This window comes from Candidatus Neomarinimicrobiota bacterium (assembly GCA_012964825.1).
GTDB lineage: Bacteria > Fidelibacterota > Marinisomatia > Marinisomatales > S15-B10 > UBA2125.
The window spans coordinates 1-17,279 of record DTTI01000030.1 but is presented as its reverse complement, the minus strand read 5'-3'; the positions used below and the strand labels follow the sequence as shown (position 1 = coordinate 17,279).

General features: G+C 44.2%; 10 protein-coding genes and 1 tRNA gene. 8 read left to right on the top strand and 3 right to left on the bottom strand.

The window, feature by feature from the left end:
* Nucleotides 1-52: 52 nt before the first annotated feature.
* The 7 genes from EYO21_02535 to EYO21_02505 all read left to right on the top strand — a co-directional run bounded on the left by EYO21_02535 (nucleotide 53) and on the right by EYO21_02505 (nucleotide 7,549).
* The gene (locus tag EYO21_02535) at nucleotides 53-877 is read left to right on the top strand and encodes a carbon-nitrogen hydrolase family protein (GenBank protein ID HIB02688.1); all 825 of its coding nucleotides are present in this window, start codon (nucleotides 53-55) and stop codon (nucleotides 875-877) included.
* Nucleotides 874-2,145, top strand: a complete 1,272-nt coding sequence (locus EYO21_02530) for a hypothetical protein (protein ID HIB02687.1) — start codon at nucleotides 874-876, stop codon at nucleotides 2,143-2,145. Before EYO21_02535 ends, EYO21_02530 begins: the two co-directional genes overlap by 4 nt.
* Before the next feature lie 21 nt (nucleotides 2,146-2,166).
* Complete coding sequence (locus EYO21_02525) at nucleotides 2,167-2,832, top strand: glycosyltransferase family 2 protein (protein HIB02686.1); 666 nt, start codon at nucleotides 2,167-2,169, stop codon at nucleotides 2,830-2,832.
* 1 nt (nucleotide 2,833) lies between these two features.
* Nucleotides 2,834-3,424, top strand: a complete 591-nt coding sequence (locus tag EYO21_02520; protein HIB02685.1) for a DedA family protein — start codon at nucleotides 2,834-2,836, stop codon at nucleotides 3,422-3,424.
* A gap of 45 nt (nucleotides 3,425-3,469) precedes the next feature.
* Nucleotides 3,470-3,544: transfer RNA gene (locus EYO21_02515), tRNA-Pro, on the top strand.
* A 51-nt stretch (nucleotides 3,545-3,595) separates the two neighbouring features.
* Nucleotides 3,596-5,071 carry a sodium/proline symporter gene (locus EYO21_02510; protein ID HIB02684.1) on the top strand — a complete coding sequence of 492 codons (1,476 nt, stop codon included), beginning with the start codon at nucleotides 3,596-3,598 and terminating at the stop codon, nucleotides 5,069-5,071.
* 63 nt (nucleotides 5,072-5,134) lie between these two features.
* A complete protein-coding gene (locus tag EYO21_02505) occupies nucleotides 5,135-7,549 on the top strand; it encodes a leucine--tRNA ligase (GenBank protein ID HIB02683.1) in 2,415 nt (804 codons plus the stop codon).
* On the opposite strand, the gene EYO21_02500 is transcribed toward EYO21_02505, so the two are convergent.
* Genes EYO21_02500 through EYO21_02490 form a run of 3 tightly spaced genes read right to left on the bottom strand, consistent with a single transcriptional unit; the run spans nucleotide 7,532 to nucleotide 12,325 of the window.
* Complete coding sequence (locus EYO21_02500) at nucleotides 7,532-9,034, bottom strand: long-chain fatty acid--CoA ligase (protein ID HIB02682.1); 1,503 nt, start codon at nucleotides 9,032-9,034, stop codon at nucleotides 7,532-7,534. The genes EYO21_02505 and EYO21_02500 overlap by 18 nt on opposite strands.
* A gap of 11 nt (nucleotides 9,035-9,045) precedes the next feature.
* A complete protein-coding gene (locus EYO21_02495; GenBank protein ID HIB02681.1) occupies nucleotides 9,046-10,509 on the bottom strand; it encodes a hypothetical protein in 1,464 nt (487 codons plus the stop codon).
* Nucleotides 10,510-10,540: 31 nt separating this feature from the next.
* Nucleotides 10,541-12,325 carry a CocE/NonD family hydrolase gene (locus tag EYO21_02490; GenBank protein HIB02680.1) on the bottom strand — a complete coding sequence of 595 codons (1,785 nt, stop codon included), beginning with the start codon at nucleotides 12,323-12,325 and terminating at the stop codon, nucleotides 10,541-10,543.
* Between the two features lie 357 nt (nucleotides 12,326-12,682).
* Between EYO21_02490 and EYO21_02485 the strand changes: the two genes are divergently transcribed.
* Nucleotides 12,683-17,279 (top strand): hypothetical protein (locus EYO21_02485; protein HIB02679.1); only part of this gene is annotated, 4,597 nt, incomplete at its 3' end.

Below are 17,279 nucleotides of genomic sequence, written 5' to 3'. Positions count from 1 at the left end.
TTTGTTTATGATAACTTTCTGCTTATTTTTAATTGAGTAAACTGATTAAACCATGATAATTGCTATTATTCAACAACATGCATCCAGAGATAATGAGGATAACCTGAATCGGGGATTGATCGCCATTGACAAAGCATCTGAACAGGGAGCCGAACTGGCGGTATTCGCCGAACTTGCATTTACACGCTTTTTTCCCCAGAACCACGCTAGCGGGTCTGTCGCACATCTTTCAGAAAAAGTACCCGGACCTACTACTGAGGCTTTCATGGAAAAAGCGAAAAAACACGGCATGGTTATTGTGATCAATCTTTTTGAAGAGGCAGACGGCAAGACTTATGATTCATCACCAGTTATTGATGCTGACGGCACTCTTCTCGGAACCACAAGAATGGTTCACATTGCTGATTATGACTGCTTTTTTGAGAAGGACTATTATGCTCCAGGAGATCGTGGTGCCCCTGTTTATGACACTGCTGCTGGTAGGGTAGGTGTTGCCATTTGTTATGACCGTCACTACCCGGAATTCATGAGATCCCTGGCAGTGGACGGGGCCGAGCTGGTTGTCATCCCGCAGGCGGGTACGGTGGGAGAGTGGCCTAATGGACTGTTTGAGGCAGAACTAAGAGTCTCCTCTTTCCAGAACGGCTATTTTTGCGCACTTTCCAACCGGGTTGGTATTGAGGACAAAATGGAATTTTCTGGTGAATCATTCGTCACGAATCCGGCTGGGGAGGTGATTGCGCAATCTCCTGCCGGTGAAGATCACATTCTTATGGCTGACATTGATCTCAATCAAGTGTCTTCATCCCATGCCAGGAAACTGTTTTTTCGAGATCGCCGCCCTGAGGTTTACCCCCTTCATTTGAAAAAAGAATGAAATTGGTTAAACTGATTGTTATTTTCGTCTTTTCCTTATGGCTGGCTGGATGTTCCGCATTCACAGCCTACGGACGCCTTGAAAAACAGGCACGGAAGGCTTACCAAAGTGGCAACTACGACCAGGCGGTTTATGATTGTGCCTATGCTCTAAGAATTAATCCAACCTATGATGCGGCGCAATTCCTGATACAGGATTCCTTCAAAGCTGCTGTCATTGAACATGAGTCGCATCTGAAAAACCTTTCCTCCAGTACAGAAAAATTCCGATGGGACAAGATCGTGTCAGAATACAACGATCTTATCAGGCTTAACCAGACTATTGAGCAGCTCCCATCCCTCAGACTAAAGGCAACAGGAGAATTAATTGAGATTGAGACGACTGATTATTCTTCTCAAATAGATACCGCTAAACAGATGGCTGCCGAAACTCATTACGAAGAAGGAGTGACTCTATCCTCAAGTGACGATCTCAAAATAAAGAAACAGGCGGCAAAAGAGTTCAAGATGGCACTGGGCTTTGTTTCGGAATACAGAGACGCATCTGAAAAATACGAAAAGATGCGGCTGGCGGCTATCCTACGAATGGCCATAATGCCTTTTGAAGATAAAACAGAGACATGGCGGAAATACAGCCCTGTCTCTGAAGTGATTATGGACGATGTGATCAGTTATATTCTCCGCGACGATTCTGCCACAGAATTTCTGGAGCTGGTTTCTAGAGAACGACTGCAACAGGTAATGCAGGAACAGGCACTTTCACAGAGCGGCATTATCGATGAATCCATGGCAGTAGAGGTAGGGAAAATACTGGGTGTAAATGAGATCCTGTCCGGAAAGATCACTCAGATTATCGTTTCCCCTGAACAGACAACTCGGAATGTGCGCAATGAAAAGAAAAGAGTTGTCATTCGTCGTGAAAAATATGTTGATGATGAAGGGAAAGAAAAAGTGAGAAAAATTTATGGTGAGGTTGAGGCCAAGGTAATTGTTTTTAAGCGAACAACCAGCGCCCGGATTCGCGGTTCTTACAACATTGTGGACGTAGAAACGGCACGAATTTTGAAGAGTGATTCCTTCGAAGAGTTCTCAAGTTCCAATGTATCATGGGCCACATATTCAGGTGATGATAGAGCAATTTCATATAGCACCCGAGAATTGGCTAAAAAAGGTGAACAACGGGTACCCATTGAGGGTGAAATGATCAACAGGGCCGCAAAAAAGATTTCCACATCCATCGCCAAGTCCATTAAAGACTACGCCCGGTAAGGATCGCTTCGGGCATTTTCATTGTCTGATTCACGCATTCTTGTTGTGGTTCCCGTATTCAATGGAGAACGGTCCATTTTCAAACTTCACACCGCTCTTAATGAAACAAATATTCAACAGCTTCTTTTTATTGATGATGGTAGCTTTGACGCCACGGCCCAAATTCTAAACGATAATGGGATTCCTCATATCAGTCACTCAACCAATCTCGGGAAAGGAGCGGCAATCAGATCTGGGGCCAAATGGGCAATTGAGAACAATTTCCATTGGATCCTGACACTTGATGCCGATCAGCAACACCCTCCATCCGCAATCCGGGAGTTTATGGAAAAAAAGAGAGAAGGGGTGATTCTTACTGGCCACCGGACTGATCTGAAATCCATGCCACTCTCCAGAGTTTTCTCTAACCGGTTCACATCTCTTCTGTTATCTATCAGGACAAACAGGTGTCTTCGAGACTCACAATGTGGATTTCGCCTTATTCCACTATCGCTTTTCGAAGAAGTAGAATTCCATCAAAATGGATTTCAGTTTGAGAGTGAACTGTTAATTAAAGCATCCATGTCAGGATACTCTATAGATCATGTCAAAATCCCTACAGTTTACGGGTTGGAGAAATCTGCCATGAGAAACATCCGAGACACACTTAAATTCGCCGCCATGTATTTCAAATGTTATCTCTGGTAGCATGTTTGGCTGGCTGAGAAAACTTTATAACTGGGTCCTCCATTGGGCGGAAACGTCCTACGCTATTCCTGCACTAATGGCGCTGGCCTTTGCCGAATCATCATTCTTCCCCATTCCTGTTGATATTCTCCTCATCGCTATGGCTGTCGCTATTCCGGGACGATCTTTTGAGTATGCATCTTACGCAAGTCTTTTTTCAGTAATGGGTGGAGTGGGAGGTTACATCATCGGTTCTCAGTTCATGGAAATGATGGGTTGGCCCATTATACATTTCTACGGATACGAGAGTCAGTTTAACTCTCTTAGCGAGACATTTCGTCATTATAACTTTTTTGCTGTACTGGCAGCAGCCCTGACTCCCATACCATATAAAGTCTTTACTATCACAGCTGGCGCCGTCTCGGCTGATTTTATGGAATTCTTTGTTGCTTCAGCCATTGGACGGACGTTTAGGTTTTTTGCTGTGGCTACACTTATTTACTTTTTTGGCGACTCCATTAAGGGGTTTATAGAAAAATATTTTAATTTACTTTCCGTTGTCTTTACTGTTCTGTTGATCGGCGGGTTTTTAGCTATCAAGTATCTCTTTTAACTGCAATTCCACGTAAAGTCATTCTAAATTTGTCCGTCAGGTATTCGGGGTGTAGCGCAGCCCGGTTAGCGCGCGTCGTTCGGGACGACGAGGTCGGGAGTTCAAATCTCCCCACCCCGACAGAATCCACCTCCAAAAACGTTCATTCCCAAAACTTGAGCTGAAAGACAGATGATTGCTAAGTACACAGTTCTGATCCTCTATTTCGCGATCCTATTTGGCATCGCCATTGTGGCATCCCGGAGAATCTCTTCTTTGAAGGATTTCTACCTAGGTGGAAAAAATCTTGGGCATTGGGTGGCTGCTTTTTCAGCCAGGGCAACAGGAGAGTCGGGCTGGCTTATATTGGGTGTGACGGGAATGGGTGCCATGATGGGAGTGAGCGCCTTTTGGGTGGTTATTGGAGAGGTATTGGGTGTTTTTATATCTTGGCAATTCATGGCAAAAAGATTCAAAAGGCTGGCTGACGAATATGAAGCTATCACTATTCCTGATTACCTTGTGAGCAGGTTTCAATCGACTACCAACAGGTTGCGGATCGTGGCGGCCACAGTGCTTTCCGTATTCGTGATCATTTATGTAAGCGCTCAAATCGATATTACGGGAAAGACGTTTGAAACATTCCTCGGTATAAACTATTACGTGGGGGCTCTTCTTGGTTTTACTATCGTTCTTATCTATATATTTATTGGAGGGTTTTTGGCAGTTGCCTGGTCTGACCTGTTCCAAGGATCACTGATGTTTTTTGGCCTGGTTGCTCTACCCGTTGTTGCTTTTTTTGTTGCCGATTTTCCAGGTGGTATTTTTACTGCCCTTGGCAATATAGATCCTGATCTTTTGAATATTTGGGGCCCCGGCGGTTTCAACATGATTAATGTTGCTACAGCTATAGGTCTTGCCACCATAGGACTCGGCTTTATGGGATCACCTCAGGTCTATGTTCGATTCATTGCTATCCGTGATGAACAGGAAATAGAAAAAGGAAAGGTGGTTGCCCTTCTTTACACTCTTTTTACAGACTCAGCAGCTGTCTTCATTGGTATCCTGGGTAGGGTACTTTTTACGAGGATCGGGGACAATCCAGAAAATATTCTCGGGATAAGTGCTGAGAACGTACTTCCCATCTTGGTGGAAACAGTGCTTCCTATCGCTCTTGTGGGACTTTATATAGGTGTTATTCTGGCGGCTGTCATGTCCACCATCGATTCACTTCTTGTTGTGGCTTCCAGTGCCGTTACGAGAGATTTTTATCAACAGATTTTTCATCCAAATATGGAAGGAAGGAGACTGACCGCTCTTTCAAGGTATGTTACACTGGTTATGGCACTTATCGCCCTGGCAATCGCCATGGCCGTATCGGTACTTTCCCCTGACCGTACCATTTTCTGGTTTGTCATTTTCGGCTGGTCCGGCATAGCAGCCACATTCTGCCCCACCATTATCCTCTCTCTTTTCTGGAAAGATTTTACTGAAAATGGGGCCATCGCTGCCATGATCGCCGGCTTTGTCACCGTCCCCATCACCAAGTTCATACTGGCAACTAATGCAACGTTTGGCGTCTACTTTGAAAAACTGGATGTCATGGCACCCTCTTTCGCTATGGGACTTTTGGCTGGATATATCGCCAGCAAACTGGATAACAAATAGTATATCTCTTCTTAATACAACTGTTGTACTGCATTCTGACTTTCTTATAAACTATCGCCTGTTATGGCAAGCGGTTACGATCATCATAATATAGAGCAGAAGTGGCAGCGCTACTGGGAAGGGAACAAAACCTTCAAGGCTGTTGAGGTTAAGTCAAAACCTAAGTATTACATCCTTGACATGTTTCCTTATCCCTCAGGGCAAGGACTTCATGTAGGGCATCCTCTTGGGTATACCGCAACGGATGTGGTAGCCCGCTACAAACGGATGAAGGGGTTCAACGTTCTTCACCCCATGGGTTGGGATGCGTTCGGACTTCCTGCTGAACAATACGCACTTCAAACCGGGACTCATCCCGCTGTAACAACAGCTAATAATATTAATAATTTCCGAAGGCAGATTAAGGCCATCGGCCTTTCCTATGACTGGGACCGTGAAATAGACACAACTGATCCAAAATACTACAAGTGGACTCAGTGGATATTTCTCCAGTTGTTCAAAAAGGACCTTGCTTACGAAGCTGAAGTACCAGTGAATTGGTGTCCAGAGCTCGGCACCGTTTTGGCCAATGAAGAAGTAATTGATGGAAAATCAGAGCGGGGAGGTCATCCTGTCTACCGGGTACCTATGCGTCAATGGATTCTGAAAATAACCGAATACTCCGAAAGTTTGCTGAAGGGGTTGAATGAGTTGGACTGGCCTGAGGGCATTAAAGAACTTCAGCGTAACTGGATAGGACGCTCAGAAGGGGCGGAGGTTATATTTCAACTACCATCCATTGATGACACTGTCACTGTTTTTACCACAAGGCCCGATACACTTTTTGGGGCAACCTATTTGGTGCTTGCTCCGGAACACCCTTTGGTTAAACGGCTTACGGCTCCCAATAAGAAAAAACAGATCCATGATTATGTAGAAAAAACTCTGAGAAAATCAGACCTTGTAAGGACCGAACTGGAGAAAGAAAAGACAGGAGTTTACCTCGGTTCATTTGCAGTTAACCCTGCTAATGAAGAACATATACCCATTTGGATATCCGACTACGTCCTTATGACTTACGGGACGGGAGCTATCATGGCCGTCCCCGGCGAGGATCAGCGTGACTGGGATTTTGCTAAAAAGTTTGACCTTCCCATTGTGAGGACAGTACAGCCGCCCGATAAATTCGAGGGTGAGGCATACCTCAATGATGGTCCTGCCATTAACAGTGAATTTCTCAATGGCCTGACCATGGATGATGCAAAGCATAAAATGATCAATTGGCTTGAAGAGAACAAAAAAGGCAAACCTACCATTCAATACAAACTGAGGGATTGGTTGTTCTCCCGGCAGCGCTATTGGGGTGAACCGTTCCCAGTTTTTCACATCAATGGTGATGTGGAGGCTATACCTGAAAAAGATCTTCCTGTTGAACTTCCAGAAGTAGAGAAATATAAGCCGTCGAAGTCGGGAGACCCACCACTGTCAAATGCCGGTGACTGGGTGAATGTGGAAATCGATGGTAAATCAGGAAAAAGAGAAACCAACACCATGCCACAATGGGCGGGGTCTTGCTGGTATTTCCTCAGGTTTGTCGATCCTCAGAATAACGATAAACCCTGGGACAAAGATAAAGAGTCGTACTGGATGCCTGTTGACCTGTATATCGGCGGTCAGGAACATGCTGTACTTCATCTTCTATATGCTCGGTTCTGGCACCATGTTCTTTACGACCTGGGTTATGTTTCTACAAAGGAACCTTTCAAAAAATTGGTGAATCAGGGAATGATCTTAGGAGAAGACGGCGTAAAGATGAGTAAATCCCGGGGAAATGTCATCAATCCCGATGAGATTATCGATAAATACGGCGCTGATTCCCTTCGCCTGTTCTATATGTTCCTCGGACCTCTGGAAAAAGCAAAACCGTGGAGTACATCAGGAATTCAGGGAAGCAACCGATTTATCAGGCGGGTCTGGTCCATGCTGATGGAAAACGATGGAAATCTTTCAACAAAAATCAGCGACGTCGAGTCTGATGAAGATTTGACCCGGTTAATTCACCAAACCATCAAAAAGGTGACTAATGATATTGAGGCACTTCGCTTCAATACAGCTATCTCTCAAATGATGATCCTGGTCAATGAAATAAAAGAGCTGGACGCATATCCTAAAACTGTTGTTGAATCACTGGTACTTCTCTTGAGTCCTTTTACCCCACATATGTGCGAAGAGCTTTGGGAGAAGCTGGGACATAATGATACTCTGGCTTATTGTAACTGGCCGGAGTACAACGAAGAACTGGTGAAGGAAAATCTTATAACGATTGCAGTTCAGATAAACGGGAAGCGGCGAGCGGAGATTGAAGTTACTCCCGGCATTAATGAAGAATCGGCATTGGCACTGGCACTTGAGCATGACAATGTAAAGAAGTATGTGGACGGTAACAAAATCAAGAAGACAGTTCTGGTGAAAGATCGCCTTTTAAGTATCGTCCTTTGATTCCATTTCAGAAGACCTTTCGAACTTTTTTCTGAGCTCACTTTTTATAACCTTCCCGAGGCTATTCCTGGGGAAGTTTTCCATGATTAAGACTCTTCTTGGACGTTTATGACTGATAAAATAGCCTTTACTCCATTCAAGAAGACGTTTATCAGAAAGTAAATCAGATTGTGGGGTCACTGCGGCACAGACGATCTCTCCCCACATATCATCGTGGATGGATACGACCGATGCGTCTTTTATGTCAGGATGTTCTCTCAAGACCTCTTCAATCTCCAGTGCGGACACTTTATGCCCACCGGTTTTGATAATATCCTGACTCAATCTTCCTAAAAGTCGGTAGTCACCATCCTCATTTACTGCCAGGTCGCCTGTCCGAAACCAGCCCTGGTGGAAAGATGCGTCAGTTTCTTTGGATCGTTTCCAGTATTCTGAGAACACATTTTTCCCTTTAACCAATACTTCACCGGATTCACCCGTAGCAACTTCCTGAAGCTTGTCATCAACAAGTTTCACAGTCACGCCAGGAAGAGGTTGACCAACCGCCCCCTTTCGACGTGCCCCATTCAGAGGGTTGGAAAGGATCATGCCGGTTTCCGTCATGCCATATCTTTCAAGCATTGTATGACCTGAAATCTCATGCCAACGTTCAAAGAGTGAAGTAGATAAGGGAGCTGATCCTGATACAGTCAGCCTGAGATTTGAAACGGCTTTGGAAAGTTTCATTTGTTCATTTGAATTAACGTTATCATACCATTCCATCAACTTTGCGTAAATGGTCGGAACGGCCATGAACAGTGTTAAATCTCCGTTCCTGAATTCGTTCCAGACCGCTTCCGGATCAAATCGGGAATGGATTTTGCAGTTCGAGCCTGATGCGAGGGCACAACAGAGAATGTTTACATTCCCGTGGACATGATAGAGGGGAAGTGTCAAGACTGTTTTGTCTTTTTGAGACCATCCCCACGCTTCTTGAAGACTTTTTATTTGCGCCTCCAAATTTGAATGAGTAACCACAACACCCTTAGGTTTTCCTGTTGTTCCTGAGGTATAAAGCAACATACAAGGCCGGTGAGAATCAACAGAGGGCAATTTATTTTGTGATACTATGTTAAAGTCATTTACCGATTTTATTTCATACCTTTTACTTATGGCCGACAATCTGTCCTTTTCTTCCTCATCAACTACAATTATGGTGGGTTCAATATCGTCAAAAAGGAAACCTAGTTCTTCATCAGAGGATTTTGCTGTTAAAGGGACAAATACTCCTCCAGCTAGCCAAACAGCCCATTGAAGCACTACGTAATCAATTGAAGGTGAAAGCAGGGAAACAATCCGCGCACTTTCGAGATCATCTTGGTCTTTTATTAAATCAGCCGCCAGAGATTGAGCTTGATCCAATAGCGGACCGTAGTTAATAGAGCGTTCATCGCATTCAAGCGCAACCTGATGACCAAAATTTTCGGCTTGATCAATGAGGTACATTTACAATCAATTTACAGAGAAGTCTGTGAGAAAAGAGCTTCTACGCGCTCATCTGCTGTATTCTCCCTGGTTTGTGTAAAAAAGAGGTACAGCACTGTAGAGAGAAGCATTGCAGGGAAAACTTTGTGAATTGATTCACTATAGGGTAGATAGGGCCAAAGAAACAGCACAAAAGCTCCTGTAACCATGGATGAACAGACAGCCAGGCTGTTGCCACGACGCCAGTGGAGACCTAGCAGTATAGCAGGTAAAAAACACGCCGCATATAAACTTCCTGAAAATGATGTAAGGAAAACAATACCACCGGGGGGACGAAGGGCAATAAGTGCAGTTATTATTGCACCTGTAATTACGTATATCCTTGTGGCACTGATATTCAGCTCTTTTGATTCTTCAGATTTCTTAAGGGAAATGATATCTCTATGAAATGTAGACGCCATTACAAGCAGAACGCTGTCTAGCGAGGACATTGCGGCCGCCACCATTGCTAGTACCAAAAATGAACTGAGTAGTGGACTGAAGACTGCCGTATTTGTCAGCAATGTGGGAACCACCATATCGGAATCAGCCAAAGGACTTTTTATAATTCTATGTGCATAAAGACCAATAGGAACAAGGAGGGTATAAACTACTAAAAATGCAGCTGTTGATACAACACGCCCGATGGCGATATTTTTTTTATCGCTGATTGCATAGAACCTGGACAGCTGCCTTGGCTCTACCATGAATTTCATGGTAGACGCCATCATGACGCCCAGGAGAACGGTAAAAGGCATGGCAGTATTCCATGAAAGTAGATTTTCACCAGCCTCAGTTATATCAAGATCAAATAAGGTTCTCACGCCACCTGAAGAGGAGGAGGCACCCAAGAAAAGAACAACGGCAGCGACGCACATGATGATTCCTTGAATTGCATCCGTTCTAGCAACAGAAATAAAACCACCAACAGCTGTGTAAAGCATAACTATGATGAGCACTAGAAATATTGCCAGTTCGTATGACATATCCAGAAAGGATTGAAGGAGGTTCCCTGCACCCTTGAATACCGCCGTCATATAAAGAAAACTGGAGAAAATAACGATAACAGCCGCAATAAGGCGGGCGCTGTCACTACCAAATCGTAAACCGATGAAATCAGGGACTGTTATAGAATCGAGATGTTCAGTGAAGCGTCTAAGCTTGGGAGCTACGATCAGCCACGCCATCAAAGAGAAAATGACAGCACACGGTGCTACCAGTAACCATCCGATACCGTAGGTGTAAGCCTGGCCGGAAAAACCGATAAAACTGTTGGTGCTGGAATAGGTGGCAAAAAAGGAAAGACCTATGGTTATACCGCCAAGGGATCGTCCACCGATGAAATAGTCCGTGACATTTTTGGTTTTCTTGTTACCCTCAATGGCGTGACGAATCAGAACGATGGTATACACACCAAACATTATTAGGAAGATCCATTTTTCAGCTAACCAATTCAAAATGTTACCTGTTTAGCGGCGAAAATGTGGATTAAGATCCAGCAGGAATAACCGGAAGAAGTATGTGGGAAGGGCGATTTCTATCATGATAGATAGTATTCACTGCTTTCATTGTCCGGCGATTATCGTTTAAAGGCTCACCTGTGTTGGGGTTCACATCAAACCTGGGAAAATTACTTCCGGATAAATCCACACGGATGCGGTGGCCTTTTTTGAAGACGTTTGAAGTGGGGTATAACCGAATTTCCATTTCGTAAACTTCTCCGGGATTCATCAAATTTTCTTCCGTTCTTGAGTCTCTGTATCTAGCCCGCATGATTCCATCCCCTATATTCATATCAAAACCACCAGGATAATCTGCGCTTGGAGGGTAAACATCAACAAGCTTGGCTGTAAAATCTGTGTCCAAAGAGGATGAAGTTGCCCAAAATTTGACGCGAATTTCTCCCGTCACTTCCACATTTTCCTGTAATGGTTCTGTCTGAAACACTAGAACATCATTACGGGCTGAAAGGGGAATGGGGAGGGGCCAGTTCCAGACATGATCGCCCCCTTTCTGATCCCATGCGCCTTGTAGGAGAATACCACCGCCCGATGATGTATTTCCTCCTATAGAGGGTACAGGATTGTCCGGGTCAGAAACAAAATCAGTGGAGGAGATCCTTTGAGCTGGTTTTTCAGCAGAGACTGAACCGTTGGCGTGGAAATAGTAGGGAGTGTACTGGGTTCTCTCCAAAGGCCATTCATTCTCATTTCTCCAGTAACCGCCATGAGTAAGGAGACTATCTTCAGTCATGTGACCGTCTCCTGTACCCATGACAAATATCCGTACATTCGTTTTGAATGGATCCTCATTTCCAACGGCCGTCTTTTCATCTTTGATCCAATGATCATACCATTCCATGCGCCAGGCTAATAGGTCAGGAATGGCAGCATCATTACCAAAACTTACCTGACCGTGGCTGTAATTTCCCTGCTGTCCGTGAATCCATGGACCCATAATCATATAAACAGGACCTTTGATGGTTTTACTGAGAGCCATGTAATTCTCTGTGGTGTTTACGCCCCAGGAATCATACCAACCACCGACAAGATAAACTGGGATATCTTTATAATTCTCTGTGTAATCACGGACATTATTCTGCTTCCAGAAAGCTGTGTTGCCGCCCTCTTTCATAGCGTTCACAAGCCACTCTTCATATTCAGGCATGAACTTCAGGGGAGTGGTCCCTTCACGAACGGGGAATAGTTTGAGGTATTTTCTCCTGTTGTCAACTTCAATGAAATCCGCAAGCATCTGCTTGACTGCCGGATCCCGACTCTGCCTTCCGCCACCTTGTCCAGCCCAGTGGATCCAGTTCCAGAACCGCAGTTCGTACGCACCGTCGTAGCGCATACTGTAGTAACCAAGATTTGACATGGCATCCACCGGTATAATGGTGGTAAGACCGGGAGAATTCTCTAATGCCACGGCATGCTGAGTCCCGCCCACGTAGGAGGTGCCGTACATCCCGAACTTCCCATTAGACCAAGGCTGTTCCACGAGCCACTCGGCGGCATCGTATCCGTCCACACCATCATCGTCAAGCATGTGCCAGATACCTTCGGAGTTATAGCGGCCACGAGTATCCTGATACATCGCAACGTAACCATGTGAGGCGAAGTAGACCGCTGATACACTTGGTGGGTAACCACGTGACTTGCTGTATGGAGTCCGGACCATAATAGCAGGAAGTTTTCCTGATAGGCGTTTTCCGTTCTCTGTAGGGAAATAGAGGTCTGTTGCCAGTTTAACACCATCCCTCATGGAGACCATAACGTCACTTACCAACTCATAGCCGTATGGGCCACTGGAATCATTTGTTTTCTCTGACTGTGAAGAACATCCAAATAGAAAAAACAGGAAAAAAAATATGACTGATCTTGATCTCACAACAATAATCCCCTTAATAGAATATTTTGAAAGCGTAAGTGTGTCAAAAATAAGTGAAGGATGGGGGATTTCCCATTACAAGATTTGCAAAATAATATTATTCCATCTCATATTTGTGATAAAACTCACAACAATTTTCTGATTTTATGTTTATCTTTTCTCAGAATATCTGATAGTTGTATGTTCGACAGCCCCTATTGCACTGAAACATAGTTTGACCAAAACGGAGAGCTTGATTTCATGAAAAGACTTATCATTCCCATCATTTTCTTATCTTTCACTTTCGCCACAGACAAATCACCCGTTTTCAATAAGGCCAAGGTATTGGACCTTTCTCACAAAAAGAAACTATCAGAAAGGTTTCAGTATCATGAAAAGATCAAAGGCTTTGAAAGAACGGCCAAAATGTCGACCAAGCGAAACAAAATCTCCAAAGGTGACTACAGAAATCTACTTAGGTCAATAAATGGTAGAGACCGTGGACTCTTGGAAAAAGAGGGGATAGGTCCCATGATGCGATCAACTCAACCACCCTCAGATACCAGATCACTGTTTCAGATGAACGAAGATCTCTACGGACGCTGGAAGCAATCAAAAGTAGAAGAGGGTGCATATGTCACTCTGGAATCAGCTGTGACCATTCCTGATCTGGAGCAATTTATTGGCTATAAATCCGGTTTAGGTTCTATAGGTGTGACGGGTGAAGGATCGGTACAGATGACCTACATGCTGGGCGGTACCTTTTTGAATTATGCACAGGTCGCAGTATCCAATTATGGTTGGTTTCAGGAAATCCCAGATGGAAGCATAGTCTACGATGTGGTTTTCAATTACTTTGACCCATCCACTGAGTCATTTGATGAATACGTTGATTACATGACAAGTGTCAACTTGAAACATCCCACGTCAGGTTCGCTCTTTGTATATGAATGGGGAAGTGACGAAGATGAAGGAATTTGGATCCCTTTTGGCGCCGGAAGTATACCGGAAGATGCCTTTACCTTCAATATGGGACTTTTGAGCCTCACATTCGATGGAGCTGGTTCGATGACCATCGTTGAACCGGAGGATCCTACAAATCCAGAAACTGAAACTTACTCAGTCGCCGATGATGGGGTATTTTCCCTTGAGGGTGAAGTGTCAGGCATTGTTAATCCCAGTGGAGATCTGCTCGTTATTGCATTTGGTGATGATAAAGAGAGTGTATTAGCCATAGGGATGAAGACGGCCACCGGAACCACCGCTGCCTCCGTTGCGGGCACCTATGTTGGTGCGACCATAAATCAGGACATTTATGATGAAGGTGAGGCATATGTTGAATTATTCGGCGTTATTTTTGATGGTGTGGGGACCTATATAATGCAGACGGCCGATGCTACGACACCAACGACCGGCACCTACAGTGTCAGTGAGGATGGTGTTCTTACATTTGATGATGGTACTGTGGGCTATATTACCAGTGACGGAACCTTTGGAGTCATAACCTCCGGATCCGATTCTGAAAACTCCTTTGTGGGTTTTACAATTAAGGAAGGATCAGAAAAATCTGCAGCCAGCCTTGATGGGACCTATATGTTTAATGGTCTAGATATGGAATGGGATGAAGAAGATGAAAGTTACTATTATCATTTTTCTGGGGCTGAAGTGGCATTTGATGGAAATGGAAACTATACTGTCTCTGAAGGAGACGAGACTGAAACGGGAACTTATTCTGTATCCGCCGAGGGTGTTCTAACTATTGATGGTGACGAAGAGATAGGGTATGTCAGTGCTAATGATGAATTTATTGTTCTTGCTGAAGCCAATGATGAATTTGCATCGGCGGGAATTGCAATAAAGAAATCCTCAGGGATGACTGATGCGTCTCTGACCGGAACCTTCATGACCGGTTTTGTTGATTATTCAGCTGATTTTGAAATGGTTTCTGTTGAGGACGAAGTTAACCTTGAATTCCTGGGCATTGAGGATTCTGTTGTTACGGGTCAACTTGAGAGTATTGACTATGAGGATTATTGGGTGGAATTTTCCTTCCCGGCACCTATAGAAATCTCCATTGGTGATCTTTCTATTTCCGGCGAGGATTATGAAGGCAACACTCTGGAATATTCATTTTCCGGTAACCTGAGTTATGGAAAAACAACACTGCCGCCGGGGATTCCTTTACCATTACCGTCCTTATCTGATTTGTTTGAAGATGAAAATGAAACGCACTTCATGGAATTCCAAAAAGACCATCTCGGAAGAGAGATCTGGCAATACACCTATCCGGAGGATGATTGGGAGTGGATCGACACAACTGACTACGTATGGACCACCAAGGGAGATACTCTAATTCTCACAATGAAAGTGTGGGAATGGGATGAAGAAGCTGAAGAAGAATATTTAACATATGAAAAAATTGAGATTCCCTACTCGGTAGCCAACAGTATTCTCACACTGGGCGGTGATATAATGCCCTGTGAGGATTGGGAAGAAGATTGGTGGGAAAGTTGGGAACAGTGCATCGAGGGAGAGTATTGGGTTCTGAGCCTTGCTTTGGACTTCCTGGATGACGATCAGATCAAAGATTATTTTGTCAGACATAAAGCAACCCTCAATTATGAAGGTGAAGTCCCGGCCAAACCGACTTTAGTATCCACACTTCCCATGGTTAACAGTATGCCCAATATTTTCATGCAAGATATGGAAATAAGTGGTAACAGACTTTATGCCGGGGGTGATGCCTATTTCGATGGCACCAAGGATCGATATCTCAGGATTATTGACATATCGAACCCAAAAAATCCAAAAGAACTGGCATTTACAAGACCGGCCGACGCAAATGACTCGTACTTATTTGATATGGTTGTGAAAGGTAATGTCTTGATTACCAATGATAACTACGGCCCTAATTTCTATAATGTGGAGGATGATAAAATCACCACAGGTGTTGGATCTTACCATCTCGATTTCGACGGTACTGACGATTATGTGGATTTGGGCGTTATTTCAACCACCAACTTCACTACCGCTGACTTTTCCATTCAGGCATGGGTCAAAACAACTTCAACTAAGGAACAATCTATACTTGTCAAAGGGGATGCAGATGGTGTTTGGGAATCTGGTGAAAAAGCGCTCTATATGGAGAGTGCCGGTTATCCTTGGTTTGTGGGCTATGATAATGAATATATCCCTGGTACAGGATTAACAGTTAATGATGGTAAATGGCATCATATCGTTGCGACTTGGGACTATTCGGGTTCAGGGGAATCAGGTAATGCGGCAATATATGTAGATGGTGTAAAGGCTACGGTAGAAACTAGCTACAGGGCTAGGACGATTGATAACAGTTCAGACAACCTTTATATTGGAGCCGTACCCTTTTTTGATGGCTCTTTGAAAGAAATTGCTATCTGGAGTCAAGCACTTACGGCAAATGAAGTTTCTAATCTCTATTATTCCGGCTCAGGAAGAGCTGCCACAACTGTTCAAACTGCCAAGGTTGTTGGGTACTGGGAGCTGGATGAAGGTTCAGGCTCAACAGTTACCGATGAAAGCGGAAACTCCAATAATGGTACCATAAGCGGTGCTACGTGGGCTCGGAATGCAAGTGGTGGAATAGCAGCCACAAAATGCTGTTTTGGAGAGAAAATGGCCTTACACGGAAATAATCTTTACATACCAACAGGGTGGGATGATATGCAAGATGGATTTCGTATCATTGACGTTACGGTTCCGACTTTACCTTCAATAATAAAGGATGTGGAATTGGGTGATCTAGATGATGATGATGATTGGTCACCTTGGTTTACAGATATTCATGCCAGTGATTCCTATGTATACATCCTTGATTGGGGTGGTGGTCAAGATACTGACGGCTGCGAGGATGCAAATGTTCTAAGAGTACATAGCGCATCTTCGCCTTATGCTCAGGTGGCAACGTTTAACATTGGTTATGCCGATAAAATGGAGATTGCCGGTTCCTTTCTTTACACTACGAGTTGCGGTGACTTCAGGATTTATGATATCTCAGACGTATCAAATATCACGAAAGTTGCAACTCTTTACCCGGGCCACGACCAATGGTTTGAGTCCTGGAATGGGGAAATTGAAAAAGTTGGTAATTATGTTTATATAGCTACAGGTGGTAATGATGATTGGTGGGACAAAGGAATAGACATAATAGATGTAACTCATCATACGGCTCCCGTTCATGTCGGCAGAATTCCAAGTACAAAAAGAAATGAGGATTTAGGTGGTGGTTTAGATTATCCCGTAAGATCGGTTGAAGTGAGTGGGGGATATGTTTATGTTCCTCAACAATCAAGTGGAACCGAAGACGGTGCCAAAGGAAGTTTATCAATTTACCAAAACGATTTCGCCCCTCAGCCATTCAGCCTAATGTTTCCTCCCGATGGAATGACAATAGAGATTACTTCTGAGAATGCCTGGGAGGACTCCATTCTTTTCGCATGGAGCGAAGCCGTTGACATTGAAGGGTCTTCTATGATGTATCAGCATGAGGTGACCGGCGATTTGGCTGATTTCTTTCTCATTTCAAGCAATATGACCTCAAATACATGGTCCATACCATATCATCATGTTAAGTACTACATGGATCAGGCCGGGGTCTCTGTTGTGACGGGAACCTGGAATATTTGGGCCTCTGACGGAGTTTCTAATGTTTGGTCAGGCAATGGTCCTTATCAGTTGACTATTGATGCAACCGGCTTGACTGTTGAGAACGGTGATTTGCTTCCGGATCAGTTTCAACTTCACGCAAACTTTCCCAATCCGTTCAACCCGACTACGTCTATAAAGTACGATCTACCTGAGAATGCGGCAGTTTCCCTCATGA